This window comes from Salinarchaeum sp. Harcht-Bsk1, assembly GCF_000403645.1.
Lineage (GTDB): Archaea > Halobacteriota > Halobacteria > Halobacteriales > Salinarchaeaceae > Salinarchaeum.
The window spans coordinates 663426-683619 of record NC_021313.1; the positions used below are offsets into that span (position 1 = coordinate 663426).

At 67.1% G+C, this 20194-nt stretch carries 24 protein-coding genes; 9 read left to right on the plus strand and 15 right to left on the minus strand.

Annotated elements, in window-relative coordinates:
- Nucleotides 1-116: 116 nt before the first annotated feature.
- Nucleotides 117-1436: an LVIVD repeat-containing protein gene (locus L593_RS03200; protein WP_020445487.1), complete on the minus strand. Its 1320-nt coding sequence runs from the start codon at nucleotides 1434-1436 to the stop codon at nucleotides 117-119.
- Nucleotides 1437-1631: 195 nt separating this feature from the next.
- Between L593_RS03200 and L593_RS03205 the strand changes: the two genes are divergently transcribed.
- On the plus strand, nucleotides 1632-2648 hold the full coding sequence (locus L593_RS03205) for a GTPase (RefSeq protein WP_020445488.1): 1017 nt from the start codon (nucleotides 1632-1634) through the stop codon (nucleotides 2646-2648).
- A gap of 272 nt (nucleotides 2649-2920) precedes the next feature.
- Here the strand turns inward: L593_RS03205 and L593_RS03210 are convergent, their stop codons facing one another.
- Together L593_RS03210 and L593_RS03215 are read right to left on the minus strand one after the other, a co-directional pair.
- Nucleotides 2921-4207, minus strand: a complete 1287-nt coding sequence (locus L593_RS03210) for a TIGR00341 family protein (RefSeq protein ID WP_020445489.1) — start codon at nucleotides 4205-4207, stop codon at nucleotides 2921-2923.
- Between the two features lie 78 nt (nucleotides 4208-4285).
- Nucleotides 4286-4567 (minus strand): hypothetical protein, encoded by a 282-nt coding sequence (locus L593_RS03215; protein WP_020445490.1) that lies wholly within the window; start codon nucleotides 4565-4567, stop codon nucleotides 4286-4288.
- Between the two features lie 151 nt (nucleotides 4568-4718).
- On the opposite strand from L593_RS03215, the gene engB reads away from it, so the two are divergent.
- A complete protein-coding gene (gene engB / locus L593_RS03220) occupies nucleotides 4719-5339 on the plus strand; it encodes a GTP-binding protein EngB (RefSeq protein ID WP_020445491.1) in 621 nt (206 codons plus the stop codon).
- A 213-nt stretch (nucleotides 5340-5552) separates the two neighbouring features.
- Here the strand turns inward: engB and L593_RS03225 are convergent, their stop codons facing one another.
- Entirely contained in the window at nucleotides 5553-5894 is a 342-nt protein-coding gene (locus L593_RS03225) for a hypothetical protein (protein ID WP_020445492.1), read from the minus strand.
- Between the two features lie 160 nt (nucleotides 5895-6054).
- On the opposite strand from L593_RS03225, the gene trxA reads away from it, so the two are divergent.
- Entirely contained in the window at nucleotides 6055-6459 is a 405-nt protein-coding gene (gene trxA, locus L593_RS03230; protein WP_020445493.1) for a thioredoxin, read from the plus strand.
- 236 nt (nucleotides 6460-6695) lie between these two features.
- Nucleotides 6696-7835 carry a DUF4382 domain-containing protein gene (locus L593_RS03235; protein ID WP_020445494.1) on the plus strand — a complete coding sequence of 380 codons (1140 nt, stop codon included), beginning with the start codon at nucleotides 6696-6698 and terminating at the stop codon, nucleotides 7833-7835.
- Nucleotides 7836-7985: 150 nt separating this feature from the next.
- Here the strand turns inward: L593_RS03235 and L593_RS03240 are convergent, their stop codons facing one another.
- Both L593_RS03240 and L593_RS03245 read right to left on the minus strand, forming a co-directional pair.
- Nucleotides 7986-9290, minus strand: coding sequence for an MFS transporter (locus L593_RS03240; protein WP_020445495.1), 1305 nt, complete (start codon nucleotides 9288-9290; stop codon nucleotides 7986-7988).
- Between the two features lie 257 nt (nucleotides 9291-9547).
- Nucleotides 9548-10612 carry a polyprenyl synthetase family protein gene (locus tag L593_RS03245; RefSeq protein WP_020445496.1) on the minus strand — a complete coding sequence of 355 codons (1065 nt, stop codon included), beginning with the start codon at nucleotides 10610-10612 and terminating at the stop codon, nucleotides 9548-9550.
- Between the two features lie 146 nt (nucleotides 10613-10758).
- Between L593_RS03245 and L593_RS03250 the strand changes: the two genes are divergently transcribed.
- The 3 genes from L593_RS03250 (at nucleotide 10759) to L593_RS03260 (ending at nucleotide 12715) form a co-directional block, all read left to right on the plus strand.
- Entirely contained in the window at nucleotides 10759-11532 is a 774-nt protein-coding gene (locus tag L593_RS03250) for an NAD(+)/NADH kinase (protein ID WP_020445497.1), read from the plus strand.
- Between the two features lie 91 nt (nucleotides 11533-11623).
- Complete coding sequence (locus L593_RS03255) at nucleotides 11624-12061, plus strand: hypothetical protein (RefSeq protein WP_020445498.1); 438 nt, start codon at nucleotides 11624-11626, stop codon at nucleotides 12059-12061.
- A 150-nt stretch (nucleotides 12062-12211) separates the two neighbouring features.
- Nucleotides 12212-12715, plus strand: a complete 504-nt coding sequence (locus L593_RS03260) for a universal stress protein (RefSeq protein WP_049894272.1) — start codon at nucleotides 12212-12214, stop codon at nucleotides 12713-12715.
- Nucleotides 12716-12846: 131 nt separating this feature from the next.
- On the opposite strand, the gene L593_RS03265 is transcribed toward L593_RS03260, so the two are convergent.
- The 8 genes from L593_RS03265 to L593_RS03300 all read right to left on the minus strand — a co-directional run bounded on the left by L593_RS03265 (nucleotide 12847) and on the right by L593_RS03300 (nucleotide 18133).
- Nucleotides 12847-13113, minus strand: a complete 267-nt coding sequence (locus L593_RS03265) for a hypothetical protein (RefSeq protein WP_020445500.1) — start codon at nucleotides 13111-13113, stop codon at nucleotides 12847-12849.
- 4 nt (nucleotides 13114-13117) lie between these two features.
- Entirely contained in the window at nucleotides 13118-13489 is a 372-nt protein-coding gene (locus tag L593_RS03270) for a hypothetical protein (protein ID WP_020445501.1), read from the minus strand.
- 4 nt (nucleotides 13490-13493) lie between these two features.
- Nucleotides 13494-14267: a menaquinol--cytochrome-c reductase (cytochrome bc complex) cytochrome b/c subunit gene (locus tag L593_RS03275; protein ID WP_020445502.1), complete on the minus strand. Its 774-nt coding sequence runs from the start codon at nucleotides 14265-14267 to the stop codon at nucleotides 13494-13496.
- A gap of 7 nt (nucleotides 14268-14274) precedes the next feature.
- Nucleotides 14275-15081 (minus strand): cytochrome b N-terminal domain-containing protein, encoded by an 807-nt coding sequence (locus tag L593_RS03280; protein WP_020445503.1) that lies wholly within the window; start codon nucleotides 15079-15081, stop codon nucleotides 14275-14277.
- A 2-nt stretch (nucleotides 15082-15083) separates the two neighbouring features.
- Entirely contained in the window at nucleotides 15084-15935 is an 852-nt protein-coding gene (locus L593_RS03285; protein WP_020445504.1) for a Rieske 2Fe-2S domain-containing protein, read from the minus strand.
- 2 nt (nucleotides 15936-15937) lie between these two features.
- Complete coding sequence (locus L593_RS03290) at nucleotides 15938-16324, minus strand: hypothetical protein (RefSeq protein WP_020445505.1); 387 nt, start codon at nucleotides 16322-16324, stop codon at nucleotides 15938-15940.
- 1 nt (nucleotide 16325) lies between these two features.
- On the minus strand, nucleotides 16326-17012 hold the full coding sequence (locus L593_RS03295) for a plastocyanin/azurin family copper-binding protein (RefSeq protein ID WP_049893819.1): 687 nt from the start codon (nucleotides 17010-17012) through the stop codon (nucleotides 16326-16328).
- Between the two features lie 170 nt (nucleotides 17013-17182).
- Nucleotides 17183-18133 (minus strand): CvpA family protein, encoded by a 951-nt coding sequence (locus tag L593_RS03300; protein ID WP_020445507.1) that lies wholly within the window; start codon nucleotides 18131-18133, stop codon nucleotides 17183-17185.
- A 173-nt stretch (nucleotides 18134-18306) separates the two neighbouring features.
- On the opposite strand from L593_RS03300, the gene L593_RS03305 reads away from it, so the two are divergent.
- Nucleotides 18307-18765, plus strand: coding sequence for a hypothetical protein (locus L593_RS03305; protein WP_020445508.1), 459 nt, complete (start codon nucleotides 18307-18309; stop codon nucleotides 18763-18765).
- A 95-nt stretch (nucleotides 18766-18860) separates the two neighbouring features.
- Nucleotides 18861-19448, plus strand: coding sequence for a hypothetical protein (locus tag L593_RS03310; RefSeq protein WP_201764637.1), 588 nt, complete (start codon nucleotides 18861-18863; stop codon nucleotides 19446-19448).
- Between the two features lie 39 nt (nucleotides 19449-19487).
- Here L593_RS03310 and nth read toward each other — a convergent pair whose 3' ends face one another.
- Nucleotides 19488-20171: an endonuclease III gene (nth, locus tag L593_RS03315; RefSeq protein WP_020445510.1), complete on the minus strand. Its 684-nt coding sequence runs from the start codon at nucleotides 20169-20171 to the stop codon at nucleotides 19488-19490.
- Nucleotides 20172-20194 lie beyond the last annotated feature (23 nt).

Here is a 20194-nt window from a genome sequence, read left to right on the forward strand (position 1 = left end):
CGTCGGGGCCGGGTCGACCGGTCGGCCCCTTCCAGTCCCACCCGTGGTGGGTATCCGAATTCCCCGAAACCCGGCGGATCGTGTAAGCTCGCGTCGAACGGGGGCGAGGATCGCGCTCAGCACTCCCGAAGTCGCTGCTCGCCCTCCGGTGGCGCCGTCAGTTCGGGCGCGTTCGGCTGGCGCCCCTCGCGATCCGGAAAGACGTAGACGCGGCCGGGGATCGAATCGGCGTAGCCGGCGGCGTCGTCGGCACTGCTCGCGAGGAAGTACTCGCCGGGGACGGCGTGCTGGGCGGTCCAGAACGACGTTTCCTCGGGCTTTCGCCACCAGGTAAGCTCCTCGGGCGCCCCCGGATTGCTCACGTCGTGGACCTTCACGCCGCCGAAGTACCACGAGGAGTAGCACCGGCCGTCCCGGAGGTCGACGTTGTGCGCGGTCGTGAACCAGCCGCTCCGCGTATTCGCGTAGGACTCGGGCGGGTCGATCGTCGCGTGGTGGGTGATCTCGGTCGGGTCGCTCGCGTCGTAGAGGTCGATCCCCGCGGGGCCGCCGACCGAGCAATCGCCCTGTGGAACCGCCCAGGCCTCCCGACCGACGGCGATCAGGTCGCCGGACTCGTCTGGGGTGACGAAGTGACTGTTCCCCGGCGGCGCGAGGAGTCCCCGCTGGATCTCGACGAGTCCGACGTCCGTCATCGCCGAGCGTCCGCGGACGCTGGTGTGTCCGAGGTAGCTCGGTGCGGTGGGGTCGCTCACGTCAACGAGGTAGGTTCCCGCGTCCCAGTAGGGCAGGTACGCGACGCCGTCCTGGACGGTGACGTCGTGGAGTTGCCGGAGCGCCGTGTGGACGTCCGACCACGCGGGATCGTGGTCGAACAGCGACCAGCGACCGACCTCCGTGAGCACTCCATCCCCGGCATCGCAGATCACGAGGGGGTTCCCCTCCCCGTCGTACGCCGTGAGGTAGGCGTACCCGTCCTCGAGATAGCAGTTGTGGATCGGGAACTCCGTGCTGTAGACGTCGAGAAGCTGCGGATCGGCCGGATCCGCGACGTCGAAGAGGAGGGCAGCCTGGAGGGCGGAGCCGGGAACGGGCTGGGCGGGACCGGCGGCGAGCAGGCGATCGCCCGACAGCGAGACGTCCCAGACGAGGCCGAGCGGCCCGTCGGGGTCGTCGGCGAGGACGCCGCGGCGTTCGGCGAGGACCGTCGGGTCACTGGGCGTGGAGCAATCGACGGTCGCGATGCCGTCGTCAACGGCGAGGAAGGCCGTCGAGCCGTCGTCGCTCGACACCAGCTCCCGCGTGCCCTCGAGGTCGACGGAGCCGAGCGGCTCGTACGAGCCAGGATCCCCACTCGTCAGTACCGAGGCAGCGCCGTAGACCCCGATCGCTCCCGCAGCACCGGCGAGTCCAGCGAGCACGTCGCGTCGTCGCATTGGCGCGTCCTATCGGTCGACCGGTCCTAAACCTGTCCGTCGGCCTGCCAGTGGGTCTCCGGGACCTGGACCCCGGCAGGGTAGCCCGAGGTTCGAACGCGGCCTGGGCATCGGCAGCGGTAGTCCGGGTGTCATACCCATCGCCCACGAGGACGGATGCGTGGCCTTTTGTCGCTCGCTTGACTACGAACGGCCATGATATTCGAGGGGCTCCCCGGAACGCCGACCGCCGAGGAGCTCGAGGACCAGGCGTTCTCCCGGGCGGCCCGAGCGGGGCGGGCGAAGTCGGGCGTCGACGCCCAGCTCTCGATGCTCCAGACGGCGGCGAACGTGATCGGCGACAATCTCGAGAACGTGGTGAAGGGCTGGCCGGACTTCGAGCTGATGGACCCGTTCTACTACGAACTCGCCGACGCCGTACTTGCCGGAGAGGGAGTCGTCCGCCGGACGCGGGACGGCGAGGGCAACGTCGAGGAGACGACCGGGATCGACGCGCTCCGGCAGGCGCTCTCACAGGTGAGCTGGGCAAGCCGGAAGGCCACCGAGCTTCGCGACGAGTACCAGCCACGCGTCCACGGCGGCGGCAACACCGCCCGGAAGCACCGCAAGCAGGCGTTCGCACGGCTCGCCGACGTCGTCGAGCAGGTCGACGACGATCTGACGCTGATCCGCGACGCCCGCGAGCACCTCCGGACGCTGCCCGAACTGAACCCCGAGGAACCGGCGATCGTCGTCGCCGGCTATCCCAACGTCGGCAAGTCCTCCTTCGTCAACGCCGTGACGCGGGCGCGGAACGAGACCGCGGCCTATCCGTTCACGACGACCGGCATCGGCGTCGGTCACTTCGAGCGCGACCACGTCCGCTACCAGCTCGTCGACACCCCCGGTCTTCTCGATCGGCCCGCCGAGGAGCGCAACGAGATCGAAACCCAGGCGGTCAGCGCGCTGGAGCACCTCGCGGACTGCGTCCTCGTCTTCCTCGACGCCTCCGAGGCCGCCGGCTACCCCATCGAGGACCAAGTCGCACTCTACGAGGACGTCGCCGAGGAGTTCGAGGTCCCCGTCGTCTCCGTCTGCAACAAGAGCGATCTCTCGACCGACGTCGAGGCCGACCACTACGTCAGCGTGACCGGGGACGAGGGCCTCGACGAGCTGCTCGACGACGCAGTCGAGCGGATCGGTTTCGAGCCCGAGCTTCCCTACGACGGCTGAACGCGGGCCGAGCCCGACGCAGTGCGCGCTTCGAACGGGAGCCGGCAGTTCGCCGAGTACGTCGGCCGATCAGGCAGCCTATCGAACAATCACGAAGCCTGTCGAACGAGCAGGCAGCCTCTCGGCCGACGATGCAGCTTGTCGGGCGATCGCTCATGCAACCGAACGGTCGCTCATCCAACCGAACGGTCGCTCATCCAACCGAACGGTCGCTCGTCACACCGAAAGATCCCTCATTCCACTGTACGACGCTCATCTCACCGGACGGTCGCTCACGGCGGGGTCTGCACGTCCACGAACCGGACCTCGACGTCGACGTTCCTGCCGACCCGATCGCTGATCCGACGCTCCAGCGTCGCGGCGATCGGCGGTGGCTCCGTGCTCGCGGGTTTTCCGACGGTGATCACGACCCCGTCCGGCCTGCCAGTGAGCGGGTTCGAGTCCTCCTCGACCGTCACATCGAGCACCCGCAGTCCGTCGTGCTCGGCGACGACGGACGCCGACTCCTCCCTGATCTGTTCCTCGGCCACGGCGCCCTGGTAGCCAGCGTAGGTCACCCCGCCCAGGAACACCGACAGGACGAGGATCACGGCGGCGAGCACCCCGATGCGCGTGAGCGTCTTCGTTCGCACGTCGTCCTCCCGGAACCAGTACTCCGGCCGGTACCCCTGGTACCAGAGCACCGCGAGCGCCGAGAGGTTGATCGAGAGGACGTTGACGAGGACGAGCACCGCCGAGCCCGTCGCGAGCGCCGGTTCACCCCAGGCGACGCCGATCCCGACGACCGCAGCGGGCGGGATCAACGCGACCGCGATCATGACGCCGACGAGCGCCGCCGAGACGCCCGTCGAGAGGGAGAGCGCGCCGGCGACTCCCGCACCGAGAGCGATCGCGAGGGAGAGGAAATCCGGGGCGAGCCGCTCGCGGATCTGGTCGATCGCGAGGACGTCGAGCCCCGGCGGGACCAGATTCGCCGCCTGGACGAGAGCAGCGAACAGCCCCGCGCTGAGGATCGCCGCGGCGATCCCCGACGCCTGCAGGGCCACGCCCCGCACCCTGAGCTCGTGGTCGTCGATCACCGTCCCCACGCTCGCCGCCAGGGCCGGGCCGACGAGCGGCGCGATGACCATCGACCCGACGACGGTCGCAGGCGAATCCAGCAGGAGGCCAGCCGTCGCGACGATCGCGCTGACGACGGTGAGCACGTAGTAGTTCCGCGACGTCGGCATCAGGCCGTCCGCGGCCGACTCCAACTCCTCCCGCGCGATCCGATCCTCGTCGGCGTCCTCGGCGTACTCCGTCTCCAACTCCTCGAACCGGCGGGAGATCACCGTGTTCGCGTCGACGACGATCGTGTAGGCATCCTCGTCGAGGCCGGCCTCGCGCAGTCGTTCCAGGATCGGCTCGACCGCGTTGGCGGGCAGCGGGAAGTGCGCCACGGCGGCGTACTCCCGGCCGCTCGTCTCGTCGGAGAGGACGAAGTCGACGCCCTCGTCCTCGAGCGCGTCGGTGACCGCCTGCCGCTTGCCGGTCGGGATCGTTACCTGGACGAGTCGCACGAGGGATGCGTGGCCCGGTGTCCTGATATAGCTGTGGTTGGCTGGCAGCCCCGGGACGGTGCCAGTGCCAGGCGGGGATCAGATCCAGAGTGGGACGCGATCGAGCGCACCCTTCGCGAGCCGCGTCGCAGGGAAGGGCCGCTGTCCGCGGCCAGCGAGTGCCAGCGCGACCGCGAGCACGACCCCAGTGACGAGGCCCCCGACGAGCGCAACGAGTTCGAGGCGGGTACTCACCCACACCACGGGGACGGCGAACCACGCAGCGAGCGCCGCGGCGGAACCAGCCACGAGCGCATCGAGAAATGCGAGCAGCGCTCGCCCGACGACGTGGCCGATGGATCGTGAGGAGGTGCCGTTCATGGTGGCCGACTCGACGCTCCGGGCGGTAATCGTTTCGGCCGACCCCTCGTGCGGCCACGCAACGCAGTCCGATACGCCGTTCCGTCAGGACGGCACCGCTACGCCGGAGTCGAACCGCGTCGCCTATCCCGGACGGGTACCAAAACGGTCCATGATCGAAGAGCGTCCGGATCGATCCACCGAAGTGGTCCTGCTCGGACGCTCGAACGTCGGCAAGTCGACGCTGATGCGGGAACTGACCGGCCACAGCTTCGACACCGGCCGGCGGCCGGGCGTCACGCAGGCGGCGAACCACTACGACTGGACCGGCCCGGACTTCGTGTTGACCGACCTGCCCGGGTTCGGGTTCATGGAGGGCGTCGAGGCCGACCGTCGCGAGGAGATCAAGACCGCGATCGTTCGGTACCTCGAGGAGTACGCGGATCAGATCCTCGTCGGCATCCTCGTCCTCGACGCGAATAGCGCCGTCGAGATCATCGACCGCCACGCGGATCGCGGCGAGGTGCCCCACGACGTCGAGCTGTTCGGCTTCCTCCAGGAACTGGGCATCCCGACCGTCGTCGCCGTCAACAAGATGGACAAGGCCGACGACCGCGACGAGACGCTCGACGCGATCGCCGAGCGACTGGGGCTCCACCCGCCCTGGCAGCAGTGGCAGGACACCATCGCGCCGATCACGGCCAAGCGCGGTTCGATCGAACCGATGACCGAGGCCGTCGGCGAACACCTCCGGGACCAAAAGCGCGAGGACCTCCTGCAGTTCTTCAGTTGAGCGGCTGCTGGGAGCGAAGGGCGCTGCCACGTAGCGGAGCGCCAGCAGCGGTCACACTGACCGAAAATGGGCGACCTGGCCAAGGGCCGAACTGACCAAGAGTTGCCGAACTGACGCAGCGTGGTCGAACTGGCCGAGAGATTTCGAAGTGGCCGAGAGAGGTCGAACCGACCGAGAGAAAGTAGGTGACGACGGATCGGACTGGACGGACCGCTACTCCTCGTCCGCGCCCGCGGTCTGGGGTTCAGGAATCGCCGAGGAACCCGTATTCTCGAGCGTGTCGTCGCCGGCGGCGTCGGGGGCTACGACGTCGGCCTGGCCGGGCGCCTCGATTGGTTCGTCTCGGCCGGGGATGACCTCCTTCGGGTCCGGGCCGGCGGGCGTTGTGTTCGACGTACCGAGTCGCTCGGCCCAGGACTCCGAGTAGGCGGGGAGCACGGAGACGACGAGCATCGCGACGACGGCGAGTGACATCGCGATACCGCCCGCGATCCCTGCGTTCGCGATCAGGTCCTCGCGACCGAAGCCGAAAACGAGCAACAGCGGGTCGATCATGCCCGGGGATGGGAATGCGGCCCCACTAAGCGTTTCGGACCGTGCGTGCAGTCCATCCCCGTCGATGCGGACGACGCAATCGTGGTACGCAGTGGCGGTCGTGCATCGCGCCGACACCCGTGCGTCAGTGTTTTTCCGTACAGGGCCGTACGACCGGTCGATGAGTGACACCGAGGACAGCGAGGTCGAAGCGATTCGCGAGCAGAAGCGCCAGGAACTCGTCGAGGCCGCGACGGGCAGCGACGCCCCGGACGAGCCGATCCACGTCGAGGACGAGGCCCACTTCGAGGAGCTCCTCGAGACCCACGACGTCGTCCTCGTGGACTTCTACGCGGACTGGTGTGGCCCCTGCGACATGCTCGAGCCGATCGTCGAGGACGTCGCCGCCGAGAGCGACGCCGCGGTCGCGAAGCTCGACATCGACGCGCTCCAGCGCGTCGCCCAGTCCTACGGCGTCCGGAGCGTCCCGACGCTGATCGTCTTCGCCGACGGCGAGCAGGCCGAACAGATGGTCGGCGTCCAGCAGAAGGGCGCGATCATGAACCTGCTCGAGCGCGTGGCCTGAGCCAACGACCGCGGACGACCGATTCTCACGGCTCCACAGACGCCCCGTCGGCCACAATACTCATATACAGGTAGCCGGCCGACCGTTTTCGCGACCGTTCAGCACCGTTCAACCGGGTGAAATTCGGATTAAGCGTGCTGAATTTCGGGTGAGGGCCGTCCCGGTTGATGTACCCGAGGCTCAAGGGAGTGGGTATGGGACAGCAAGATCCTCCGTTGATCGACCGACGCGAATACATGCGACTGACAGGCGGCCTCGCCGCCGCGGCGACGGCCGGCCTCGCGGGGTGTTCGAGTAGCGTTCCCGGCACCGGCGACGGAGACGGGAGTGGCTCCGGTGGCGGGACCGGCGACTCGTCCGCGACGGGACTGCTCTCCACGGCTGTCTCCGACAACCCCGGTGACATCGGCGACTTCGAGTCCTGTATCGTGACCATCGACGGCATCTGGGTCGGCCCCGAGGTCAGCGGCTCCGATGGCGACGGCGAGGTCGAAGACGGCGAGAACGAGACCGAGGTGGAGGATGGGGAGAACGATACTGAGGTCGAAGACGGCGAGAACGAGACCGACGCCGGGGAAGAGGATGGCGGGCCGCCCGAGGATTCCCCGGGCGGAAGCGATCAGCAGTCGAGCGGCGACGAGGCCTCCGGGTCCCAGGACGACGAGACGGAGACGACCGAGAACACCACGGAGGACGACGGCAACGTGACGGACGCCGAGCCGCCAGAGGATGACGATGACGGCGAGAACGAGACCGAGGACGACGAGGAAGAAGCCGAAGCGGAAGAAGAGGACGAAGCGGAAGACGAGGAAGCGGGCGACGACGATGAAGCGGGTGAAGCGGACGGCAACGGCCGGACCTACTACGAGTTCGACGAGTCGCAGGAAGCCGACCTCACCCAGCTCCAGGGCGAGGCCCAGCAGCTCGTCGGCGAGCACGAACTCTCGGTTGGAACCTACCAGTTCCTCCAGCTCGACATCGGCGGGATCCGTGGGACGCTCACCGACGGCAGCGAAGCGAGCGTCGAGACGCCCGGCAACGCACCCCTGAAGTTCAACGAGTCCTTCGACGTGCGCGAGGGCTACCGCACTACCTTCCTCGCGGACTTCACGCCGGTCAAGCGCGGCAACGGCTCGTTCCTGTTCCAGCCGGTCGCCTCAGAGACGGAGGTCAGCTACGAGGAGATCGAGTCGGGCAGCAGTGACGGCTCGACGGACGACGGAAATACGACGGACGGTGACGGCGGAAACACCACCGATTCCGACGGCGAGAACACGAGCGACGGAGACGCTGGGAACACGAGCACGACTGACGACAGCAACGCGACGGCGACGGACGACGACAACGCCAGCGACGACGGCAACCAGACCGCGTAGTCGAGCCCGATCCGGGCCGACTGCGACGGTCGATCACTTCGGGGGAAGTGGGTGAGGCGGCCGGTCGAGTGCGTTCGATCGACGGCGATCGGTGGGCGAAATGCCGACGGCAGCCGACCGTTTCTGGACGGTACCGACATCCAGCAGGGATTACTCCTCGGCGGCCGGGCCGGGCGTCGCGACGGACGCGGTTCCAGGGCGGACCGATCCTGTTTCTGCGTAGACGCCCACGACGAGGACGACGGCAGCGATCGCCGGGAGGAACGCACACGCCGCGTAGATCGGACCGAATCCGACCACGTCGATCAGCGGGAGCGAAATCAGCGGCCCGAGGCCGCCACCGACGTCGCCGAAGACGTTGTTCGTCCCCATCGCGCGTCCGGTCCGTTCGGCGGGCGTGAGATCCGCGAGGAGCGCCGTCATCGGCCCGCTGACGCCACCCTGGCCGGCGCCGACGAAGACGCAGCCCACGACGAGCGCAACGGCCGGATCCACCACGCCGTCGAAGAGCCCTGCGTCGACGGCTGCGAGCAGCAGGAACCCGATCACGGACACCCCGAGGAAGCCCAGGAGGATCGGCACCCTGGAGTCGCTGAGGTCACTCGCTTTGCCGCCACCGAGCATGCTCACTGCAGCGGCGAGGACTGTCACGGCCATGAAGACTCCCGAGGACCCCTGCGCGTTCAGGCCGAAGACGCCGACGTCGATCGCTTCCAGGAAGAGCACCAGCGTCGCGAACAGCGCCCCGATGTAGGCGAAGAGGACGGCGAAGTTCACCGCGCCGACGGTCAGGGTTGGAATCGCCGTGTCGACCTCCCAGGGCTTCACGGACGATCGCTCGCTCGCGACGTGCGTCTCGGGAACCGAGACGTGGGCGAGGACGCTCGCGAACAGCGCGAAGGCCGCGGCGATCCCGAAGGCGGCTTCGACGCTCGCCAGGTCGCTGACGACGCCGCCCATCACGAGCCCTGCGGGAAAACCGAGCAGGATGCCGCCGCGAACGATGCCCATGTCCATCCCCCTGGAACCGCCCGAGGAGACGTCGGTCGCGATCGTGTAGGCCGTCGCGAACACCAGTGCGCTACCGAGGCCCCAGAGCACGCGCGCCAGGATGAACCACCACTCGGCGGCGGTGACGTCGACGCCGGCGACGCCCACGGGGCCAGCCGCGTCCATCCAGAGTGCGAGGAGGTACCCCGTGGTCGCGACGCCCTCGATCGCGAGCCCAGCGACGAACGGCGTCCGGGTGCCGATCCGATCGACCAGCGCACCGGCCGGCGCGTTGGCGACGAGTCTGACGAAGCGGTTCGTGCTGAGGATGACGCCGACCAGGAAGGGCGAGATCCCGAGGACGGTGCCGAGGTTCGGCAGGATCGGGAAGACGACCCCGCCGCCGAAGCCGACGAAGAAGGTGCTCGCGACGACGGCGGCGAGCACGCGTCGATCCGCGTTCACGTCACACCATGGAGCCGGAGGTGGCTCCAGTTGGGGGCGGACCGGTCACTCGGTCGGCCGTGCATCTACTGGTAGCACCGGCGAGTTCCCGAAAGTGGGTTTCGGTTCGAAACGTCGGCTCCGAGCGATCGGGCACCAGGGATCCGACGTCGCTGTCGCCGCCGATCTAACGCAACCGTCCTCGTCGACGGCGATCAACCGCATCCGTCTCCGTCGACGGCGAGCGAACTCGGTGGCCTCGGGCGACGGCAGCCAAATCAGACGTCCCTGTCGACGACGAACTTCGTGAAGGCACGGAGGTCCGCCTCCGGGCCCTCCGCGAGGTCGAGGTCGTCGAGTTGCCCCCTGGCGTCGCTCGCGAGGTCGAGCGCCGTCTCGCGAGCGAAAGCGACGCTGTCGGCCGACTGGAGGATCTCGATCGCCTCGAGAATTTCGTCGCCGGAGTTCTCGTCCGCCGCGAGGATCGCGGCGAGTCGCTCCGCCTCCTCGGCCGGCGCGTGCTCGATGGCGTGGATCGCCATGAGCGTCTTCTTGCCCTCGCGGACGTCGTTGCCGAACTCCTTGCCGAACTCGCCGGCCTCGCCCAGCGAGTGCTCGACGTCGAGAATGTCGTCGCCGATCTGGAAGGCGATCGAGACCTGCTCCGCGTACCGGGCGACGGCCTCCTCGACCTGTTCGTCCTGGCCGGTGACGATCGCCGCGAGGCGGGCCACGATGCGACCGAGACAGCCAGTCTTGCACGCACACATCTCGAGGTACTCTGCCTCGTCCATGCGTACCTCCCGCTCGTTGTGCCAGCAGATGTCCATCCCCTGGCCGAGGTGGGTCCGATTGAGTTCGTGCATGAGCATCTCGTAGGCTCGCAGGCGCGTGTCGGCGCCGAGGTCGCCGGGGTCGTGCGTGATGATCTTCAGCGGGATGAAGTACATCGCGTTGCCGGCGTTGAGTGCGACGTCCTGGCCGAACTCGTGGTGGAGCGCGGGTTCGCCGCGGCGCTTCGACGCGCCGTCCTCGACGTCGTCGACGATGATCGTCCCGTTGTGGAGGATCTCGGGGATCGTCGCGTAGGGGAGGTACTCCTCTGGGTCCTCGCCGAAGGCGTCGACGAGCACGAGGAAGAGCACCGCGCGCCAGCGTTTGCCGCCCCGATCGAGGAGATCCCAGATGGGATCGGCGAGCGCGGTCTGGATAGCCTGCGCGTCGTAACTGTAGGTGGGCTCGCCGAAGTACTCCTCGAGGTAGGCTTCGTCGATCTCCCGTGGGAGGACGTCCTCGATGGCCTCGTCGACCACGGACCGCCACTCGGCGAGGGTCTCCCGCATACCAGTGAGTGCAGTGGCGAGGTGCAAAAAGGTTCAGACACAGGCCAGGGGTCCGCGATGGCGATATTCGCCGCGATTGCTGGCGATTCCTCGCCCGACGGGCACGGTCCACGGCGCATATAACCCGGGGGAGCATAGCGATCGACATGAACGAGGCCGTCTCCGTGATCGGCGTGCCGACGACGGAGGCGGCTGCCCGGCAGGACCTCGTGGACGCCGTGGAAGCCGCTGGCGCGGAGGCTCGTGTTGGGGCGCTCGGCGACTTCCTCGCTGCCAGCAGCGATCCTGAATCGTCGGGCGTCGATGCCGTCGTCGCCGTCGGCGGCGACGGAGTACGTGCTGCTGCCACCCGTCGACCGTCGGTGCCGATCCTCCCGGTCGACGCGGATCCGGGACTCCGGAGCGTCCCCGCCGACGAAGCCGATCGAGCGATCGAGGCCGTCGTCGCAGGGGAGGCGACCACCGAGGCGGCACCGCTACTCGAGGTCGCGGTCGACGACGCGATCCACACCACCGCGTACCGCGACGTCACGCTGATCACCGCCGAACCGGCCAAGATATCGGAGTTCGAGATCGCCCGCGCCGGGGGCGGTCACCTCGACACCGTGCGCGCCGACGGCGTCGTCGTTGCGACGCCCGTCGGGAGTCACGGCTATGCTGCAGCGGGAGAGGGGCCGTTGCTCGAACCGGGTACAGGGCTGGCGGTCGTTCCCGTCGCGCCGTTCCGCACGGATCGCAATCGATGGGTCGTTCCCGTCGAACGAGTGACCGTTCGCGTTCAGCGCGACGAGGCCGCGGTCACCGTCGAGGCCGACGGCGAGGTGCTGACGACGGTGGGGCGAGGCGCAACGCTGTCGCTGCGACCGGCCGCTACAATGGGGGTCCTCGTGACCGAACAGAGCGTCCGCGGTCCGGCGTAGCGTCGGCAGCCCACCGGCTGGCGGTTCTGTCGTCCCGTTCTGGACCCACGATTGGAAAGACACTAATGGGACGCCCGCCCTGTCATCGAACATGGATCCGACCTCGATCTTCGGGCCGCTGGATCTCCTCTATCCGCACGCGGCGTACGTGCTGTTCGTGCTGGTGTTACTCAACGCCATCACGCGGCAGGTTGCACATCGTCGCCACGTCAGTCAGTACGAGGAGGGCGGCGCCGAGGCGGTGGCGCGCTTCACTCCGCACACCATCTCGAACGCCCTGTTGTTCCTCGCTGCCGTCTACTACACGACGGTCAAGTTCGAAGCCGGGACGATCGTCGTCGTGCTCGTCATCGGCGTGATCATCACCGACTTCTTCGAGTTCGAGGCGCGCAAGGCCGAGGCCCGGACGGATCGCTCGCTCGACGTTCCCAAGGGTGCGCTGACCGCCTGGGCAGTGGCCGCGACCTACATCAGCTACAAGGCGCTCCGCTTCATCGTCGACCCGCTCTGGGGCGTCATCGGCGGGTGAGGCCGCTCCGAGCGAGACCCCGCGTCGAGCACCGAGACTGATTCGTTGCGGTCCTTCCTGCGGTCTACTCCGATTCGTCAGCGACGCGACCGATGCGCCCGCCGTTCCGCGGCGGACAGGTATATGTCCGTCCTGACCCTCGCCTCAGCCATGACGTTCGTCGTCCCGTTCGACGGGTCGGACCTCGCCAAGGCCGCACTGGTCCGTGCGGGCGCATTCGCGACCGTCCTCGACGAGGACGTGCTCGCCGTCACTGTCATTCCCAAACGCAACGCGGACTACGCTGCCAATCACGGCTGGATCGACCCCGGCAGCGACTACGACCTCGACACCATCCTGGATCGCCTGGGTTCGCAGGTCGAAGCGTGCTATCCCGCGGCGACGTTCCGCCACGAACTGGTCGACCGCTACGCGCCCGTCGGAACGATCAAGAACAGGCTCCGGCGCGTCATCCGCGAAGTCGATGCTTCGATGGTCTTCGTGGGGAGCGACAACGCCGGTCGGATGATCACCGCACTCGGGAGCGTCGGCGGTGGAATTGCGACCGGTGACGACTACGACGTCGTGATCGTGCGGCGCGCCGGCCCCTCGAAGGTGCCCCTCATCGACGACGTATCGACGGAACTGGAGGACGTCGAGGACCTCACGGACTGATCCGGCACGAGGAGGACGGTTTCACCGGACCGACGCAGAGGCCGCTCGTCGGCCACGAGCAGCGAGACGTTTCCACGGCGCGGAGTATCGACTGGCGATCGAATCGAACGCGTGAGAACAGCGGACGTCGCTTACTCGCCGTTGCCGGCGTAGCCAGCGCGGAGCTCTCGGGCGACCGGGATCAGGATCCAGAACGTGAGCGGGCCCAGAATCATGAACCAGAACATCGCGTCCATCAGCAGGTAGGCCATCTGCTCGTAGATGTTCGACGCCGGCGACACCGGCGCGGTGAGCTGGCGCCCGCCGAAGCTGGGCGTCCGGTACCAGCCCGCGAGGATCATCCAGATCATCCCGGCGCCGGAGAGGATCCCGAAGCCCTTGATGAATTCGTCAGCCATTGGCTTATCGTTCGTCGTCGCCGTCTTTAGGGTTTCCCATTCCCTCGGCGCGGAACCGTGCAGCGAAGGCGTAGGTCGCGGCACCGAGGACGATTGCGGCGACGCCGAGGAACGCGATCGGGAGGTTGACGTCCTCGACGGCGCGGCTCGCGCGACCCGTCGCGGCGTCGAGTGCGATCATCCCCCCGACGACCAGCGCGATCGCGAACAGTGTCGAGAACACCGTGATCGTCTTGTAGAGATCCATCGGGACGACGACCTCCGGACGGCCGGCGCGCTTGGCGGGCGCGTCGCTCCCGGGTTCTGGGGGTTCGAAAGGATCGTTCGAAGCAGCGTCGGTGGAACGTCGCTCGTCGTCGGTACGGTCGTCGGTCATCCGGCTACCGCGGCGGCCGCAGACGGTAGTACCGACGGTTGAGGTCGTACATGTACCCCTCTTGCATCGATTTGAGCACCGCGTACGTGATCGTTCCCGTAACGATCGGGAGCGCGAAGCTCAGCCAGAGCTGCATGTGGCTGGTCAGCAGGGGCACCCGCGTCGCCATCAGGTTCTTGATCGCGAGCAGGCTCAGCGTGAACGACAGGACGACGCCGAACACGCCCACGGCCGCCCAGAACGGCTCTTCGACGGGCCGTCGCGCACTTCCCTTGTTGAGGAACGGCACGAGGAACAACATCAGGATGATGGGCCCGTGCAGGAGCACCGCGAACGTGCGGTCCGTGGCGAGCGTCTGGCCGCCGAGGATCGCGAGTTCGAGGTTGAGCGCCTGCGTCTTGAGGATCCCGAACGACCAGTAGAGGTACCAGTCGGGGAGGATGACCGCGGGCGTCGACGTCGGGTTCGCCGGCGCCTCCAGTGGCGGTGGCATCAACGCGGCGACGAACAGGATGACGCCCACGAAGAAGCTCGTGATCGAGAGGTTCCGGATCATCTCGTGGGGCCACGCCGGGAAGCCGAGCACGTCGCGCTCGACGTAGTCCGAGTCGTCCCGGAGCACCTCGTCCTCGCGGCGAGAACGCTCGAAGTACTCGTAGGTCAGCCGGGAGAGGCCGTCCGTGCGCTCCTTGCGCTCGCGGAACGACGGCGAGTCGTCCGAAGGCGTAATCGCTCCACCGTCAGTGCGAACCTCGTCGGAATCAGGTGTTTCAGACATTGGTCGATCAGTGTGGTTCCGCGATGCCCTGCATCCAGACGATGCCCACGTGGATCGCGATCAGGCTGGTGACCACGAACGGCAACACGAACACGTGGAGGATGTACATCCGCATGAGCGTCGGTGCCCCTGGCGAGAACCCGCCGAAGAGCAGCTGTGCTGCCCACTCGCCGATGAGCGGCACCGACAGCGCCATCTCCAGCCCGATCTGTGCTGCCCAGAACGCCAGCTGGTTCCAGGGCAGCACGTAGCCGGAGTACCCGAACAGGAGCGTAAGCAGGATCAAGACGACCCCCAGGATCCAGTTCAGCTCGCGGGGTTCCTTGTACGCGCCCGTGAAGTAGACGCGGATCATGTGGAGGAAGACTGCTGCGACCATGAACTGGGCCGCCCACCGGTGGATCGACCGGAGCATGAACCCGAAGTTAAGGTCGGTCTGGATGAACACGATCTGGTTGTACGCGATCGTGGCTTCCTCGCCCGCCGCCGCGGTCGCCGATGGGGAGTAGTAAAAGCCCAGCAGCGCGCCCGATATCGCGAGTAACACGTACGATATGATCGAGAGTGATCCGAGCGAGTACAGGGGATACCAGTACCAGAACTTGTTGTCGAGGTTGTACTGCTCGGTGTGGCTCTTGGGCATCTGGAGGTTCGTCTTGTAGTACGCGTCCTCCAGCAGTTCCAGGTAATCGACGAGCCGGAACCGCTTGTCGAGCCACATCAGCGTGACCAGGTAGGTCCGCTCGACGCGGGAGAGGTCCTTGTTCTGCAGCCAGTCGCCGCGGTCGAACTCGTCGGTGCGTTCCAGACTCATTGTTATTCAGACCGCGGGAGCGCGATCATGTCCTGTTGGATGATGGCGAACGGGTCGTAGACCGACTGGTGGCACTGGCAGTAGATCTTGTCGCCCGCGTTGTAGGCCAGCGCGTCGGTCTGGTCGGGGTCCTTGAACCCGGGCACGCAGCAGAAGTGCGTACACTGGTTGTGAACCGCCATGAAGCCGTCGACGGTGCTGGCTGCGAGCCAGTCGTCGTTTTCGGCCTTCCGTTCGATGAGCGGACTCCGGATCAGCTGGACCGGGATGCGGTTCTTGGGCTCGAGCTCCGTCGAGCGCCAGGTGACCTTCGCCGGTTTGCCGACGCCGCCCTCGCCGATGTTGTTGCCCCAGTCGGCGTAGTCCTCGAAGTGCTCCTTGCGAACGGGATCGCCGGCACTGACCGCGTTGGACTGCCACTCGTAGGCCGGGTTGGCCGTGTAGCGGATCGTGTTGTCGAGGTCCGCGTCGGGCTTGATGGCGGGGTTGTTCTGGGAGCCACAGTACTGGTACCAGGTCGTGGAGTACGTCCGGCCACCGAGTTCCATCTCCGCGACGGGAACCGGACGGCCGCCGATCTCCTGCATCTCGACCTCGGGCCAGACACCTTTGAGATTGCCATCGGAGTCGTACTCGAGGGGAATCTGTGGCATCCCGCGCGGCGCCGGGCCCCCGGTCTTCTCGATGCCCATGTAGTCCGTCGGGCCACCACCGGCTCCCGGGGGCGCGGTGCTGATGTCGACGAGCGACGCGGAGGCGCCGATGACACCCGTGAGTGCGCCGGCACCGACGACGCCCTTGACGAAACGCCTGCGATCGGAATCTTCGGGGTATTTGTCGTATGGGTCGTCCATGGTTACTTCTTGTAGTAGGGGTAGACGGCGCGCTTGAGGTTCTCGCCGAGGTCGCCCCCGAGCGTGTCGCCGTCGACGCTGTCCTCGGTGACGTAGAGGTCCTCCCACTTGCGACGGCGTTTCTTCACGATCATGACGTCCGGGAGGAACTCCTTGCGATACAGCGCGAGGATGATGCCGAGGTTGATGAACAGGAGGCCGAGGAGCGTGCCGAGGTAGATGTTCCCGGACTCGCGGATGCCCCAGCCCTCGACGAGGCCGTAGGTGAACAGGCCGGTGAGCGCGACCTCGATGACCGTCAGGAGGACGATCGCGATCGCCGCAGCGAGACTCTCGCGGGCGGGCTCGTAGCGGTGAATGTCGCCGTAGTTGCTTCCTTTCGTTGCCATGTTAGTCCCTCTTGTTCGGTGCCGCGGTGTGGGCGGACTCGCCGTACTTCAGGAGGTAGAACGTGAACACGAGCGTCACGAAGATGCCCATGAAGGCGAGCGCTCCGACGAAGTGCTTCTGGATGGGAATGCCCATGTGCTCGGGATCCGGCGGCTCGTACCCGCCGCCACCGGCACCGCCACCAGCGTCGGCGGTGACGGTGATGCTCCCTTCCATGCCGGCGCTTCGGTGTGGCTCACAGTAGTAGTCGTAGGTTCCTTCGACGGTGAACGTATGCGAATACGTGAACCCAGTGTTCTCGACTGGTGTGTGTCCCTCCCAGTTCGCGCCCTCGGGCTGTCCGTCGGGAACGACGTTGTGGGTGTCCGAATCCCACTCCCAGACGACCTGCGTTCCGGGCAGGATTTCGACGTCGGCTGGGTCGAAGACGAGTTCGCCGCCGGGTCCGGCGGTGATCGTCTGCGTCTGGCCGGCACCGGGGAGGCCGCCGCCGGCACTCTGGTTGCCGCCGTCCGTCTGATTCCCGCCGGTGTCGGTCTGATTCCCGCCGGACTGCGTCGTGTTACCACCGTCGTCCTGGATGGCGCTCACTCCGCCCTCCGCCGAGGCCGGCGACGCCGCGGCGCTCGCTGCCGTCGCGGCCCCGGCTGCCCCGCCGGCTGTACGGAGAAAGTCCCGCCGTTTCATACAGCCTGACGCTCGGGATTGGTCGCGTTTAAAGCCACCGATGCGATCGGATCCGTCGGGGCTGTTCGGCGTCTGTGACGAGGTGACGACCCCCTGATTTTGCGGGTCCGGATCCGCCACCTCGCGGATCCGAGTCAACGGCGTGATCGCCACGAATCGATCCGTACGGGTCAGGCCTCACCGCGATCCTCGTCGGTCAACTCTCTGGTCGTCGATTCCGTCGGCAGGAACGCCGGGCGTTCGCCGTCGTCGAGGCCCATCCGGCGGAGCCGCTCGCGGTACTCCTCCGCACGGAACGCGTCTGACAGGCGGGCGTTCGCGACGGTGGCGAACAGCGTCAGGCCGACGCCGACGAAGACGAACCCGATGACGATCGTCACCGCGAGTGCACCCCCGCCGGCGTTGGTCAGCCCAGCCACGCCGGGAGCGCCATAGGAAGCGGCCACCGCGTAGAAGGAAGCGATGACGAGGAGGACGCCCGCGAGCGAAAGGACGCCAGCGACGACCTGCATCATCAGGTTCCCGAGTTCGTCGCTCCCCTCCGGGACCTCCTCGGGATGGGGCAGCAAGTAGTCCTCGTCGGGCATCGGCGCCACGTCGTAGCTCTCCATCGAACAGAGCGCGACGACCGGTTTCGTATCGCGGAGGACGGTGCCGAAGCCCTCGACGGAGCCGTCGGGCTCGACGAGTGCGTACCCCGAATCTGTGTAGGCCAGGACGCAGGGCTGCCCCTCGTGGGTGACTCGCTCGACGACGGCGAAGACGTTCCGTGTCGCGACCCGGTTCTTGAGGTCGGCCTCGACGCGGTCGAGGAGTGCCTCGCCCGTGATCCAGGTATCGGCGTCGAAGGCCACGTCCCACTCCTCCGGGTCCATCTGCGCCATGTCCGCCGGCCCGAAGTCCTCGAAGTCGTACTCCTCCTCGACGCGCTGGCGGAGTTCGGCGAGTTCCTCGGACTCCTCCGTCCCGGCGGCCCGCGCTTCGGCGGAATGCCCGTCGGACTCGGCAGCCACCGCACCGTCGTCGAGGGCGTCCGCAGCCTCGCTTCCGGACGCCGCGTCCGTCGAGGCACCGTCCTTGGACGGAGGATCGGAAGCGGCGGGATCCGGCGAGTCGGTCATTGGGTACCCGTTCGGCCGCGCGTGCCGTTAGGGTGACGGTTCGTCGTCCTATCCGGCGTGGGCCATCGGTCCACTGATGACCTTCGATGCTGACGAAATTCAGGACGAGATTGGGACTTTCCCCTGAGTTTTCGCGGCCGTAACGGCGTCTCGTCTCTGATCGTCTCCTTCGTGTGGTCGTCCTCGCGATGGTCGAAGACTTCCTGCTGATCTCCTCGGACGGCTCGGGCCTCCCCGACTTCGAGTCGTCCCGCGCCTTCGTTCAGGTGATCACCTGGTCGTTCTACGACGCCCACGCGGTTCCGATCACCGGGGGTACGGGCGATTTCAACCACCTCATGTTGCCCGATGGTGGCCGCCCGACGACCGCCTACTACCTAATTCCCGCACTGGGGCCGTTCGTGGGCGGTCGATCGATCGCCCGTTCGAACGGCCACGTCGACATGTCAAACGAGGCCCTCGGCACGCTCGGCACGATGGTGGTCGCCGGCTACGGTGGCGTCATGTTCCTCGGCGTCTTCCTGACCGAGTGGTGCGGCATCGCAGCTACAACCGGCGAGGGGGTCCTCTTCGCCGCGATCGGCTTCCCGATCGTCTTCGGATTCCTCGGCGGCTATCTCGCCGACCGCTGACAACGATCGCTGCTCCGCACCGCGGCCCGGCATCCGTTCTCAGTCCCCGGGGCGTGTCTGTCCCTTTTTCAATGCGTCGCGCTAACCGCCACTCGATGGCGATGGGACCGTCGATCGACGCCGTGGCGTCGTCGGCCGAGTTGTTCGTTGGCGCCAGCGTGCTGGCGAGCTACGGCGGCCTGATCGACGGCGTACCGAAATCGACGGAGATCGCGACGGTCGTCGCGCTGTTCGTCACCGCGAGTCTCCCATTCTACCTCTACGGTGCGTGGATCGTGATCGACGCCGAAGTAGTGACGTGGTCGGTGCTCACGCACCACCTCAAGTTCATCAGCGTCGGCCTCACGCTGACGACCGTGCCGGTCGTGACCTGGATGGTTCCGCGGCTGATCGAGGGGTTCACTGGAACGGTGGCGATGCACGCATTCTTCGGCCTCCAGGCCTACGCCCTCCTGCTGTTCGCGCTCACCGGGATCTTCCACATCTTCCGGGCCAAGCGCGCACACTCGCTCTACGAGGACCCCGATCAGGACGTCGACATCTCCGAACTTCACGAGAACATGGGCGCGTGGCGGTTCCGCCTCCGCGTCGGCGTCTTCGGCTACGTGCTCACCTGGCTGATCGCCTGGCTCCTCGGACTCGTGATCCTGTTCCTCCGCTGGGAACGCTTCCTGCTCGGGTAGCTCGCTCGCGAAGCCTGTGCGGAAAGCGACGGCAGGGCGCTACCAGGGCTCGCCGCTCGCGAGGTCGACCTCGCTGTCGCCCTGCTCGGAGGGACAGATGTCCGCGAGCACGCACGCCTCGCAGTCGACAGATTGCGCGGAGCAAACCGCCCGCCCGTGGTCGATCAGCAGGTGCGTGAACTGGACCCAGCGATCCTCCGGCACCACCGGCATTAGATCCTCCTCGATCGCCGGCGGGCGGGACTCTTCCGTGAGTCCGAGGCGCTGAGAGAGCCGCTGGACGTGCGTGTCGACGACGATCCCCTCGACGACGTCGTGGCCGTGCTGAAGCACGACGTTCGCGGTCTTTCGGCCGACGCCGGGGAGCTCCGTGAGCTCCTCCATCGTGTCCGGCACCTCGCCGTCGTGCTCCTCGACGATGATCTGGCAGGCCTCCCGGATGTAGGAGGTCTTGTTGTTGTAGAAGTTGATCGAGTTCAGGTCCTCCGCGAGTTCCTCCTGGGACACCTCGGCGTAGTCCTCGGCGGAGTCGTACTTCTCGAAGAGGTGCTCCGTCTCGGCATTCACGCGCTCGTCCGTGCACTGGGCGGAGAGGATCACCGCGATCAGGAGTTCGAGGCGATTCGAGAAGTGCAGCGAGATGGTGCTGTCGGGGTACTCCTCCGCCAGCCGGTCGACGACCTCGCGTGCTTGTGCTTCGCGTAGCTCCAGTGGCTCGCCCATGGAACGGGGATGCTGCGGAATCG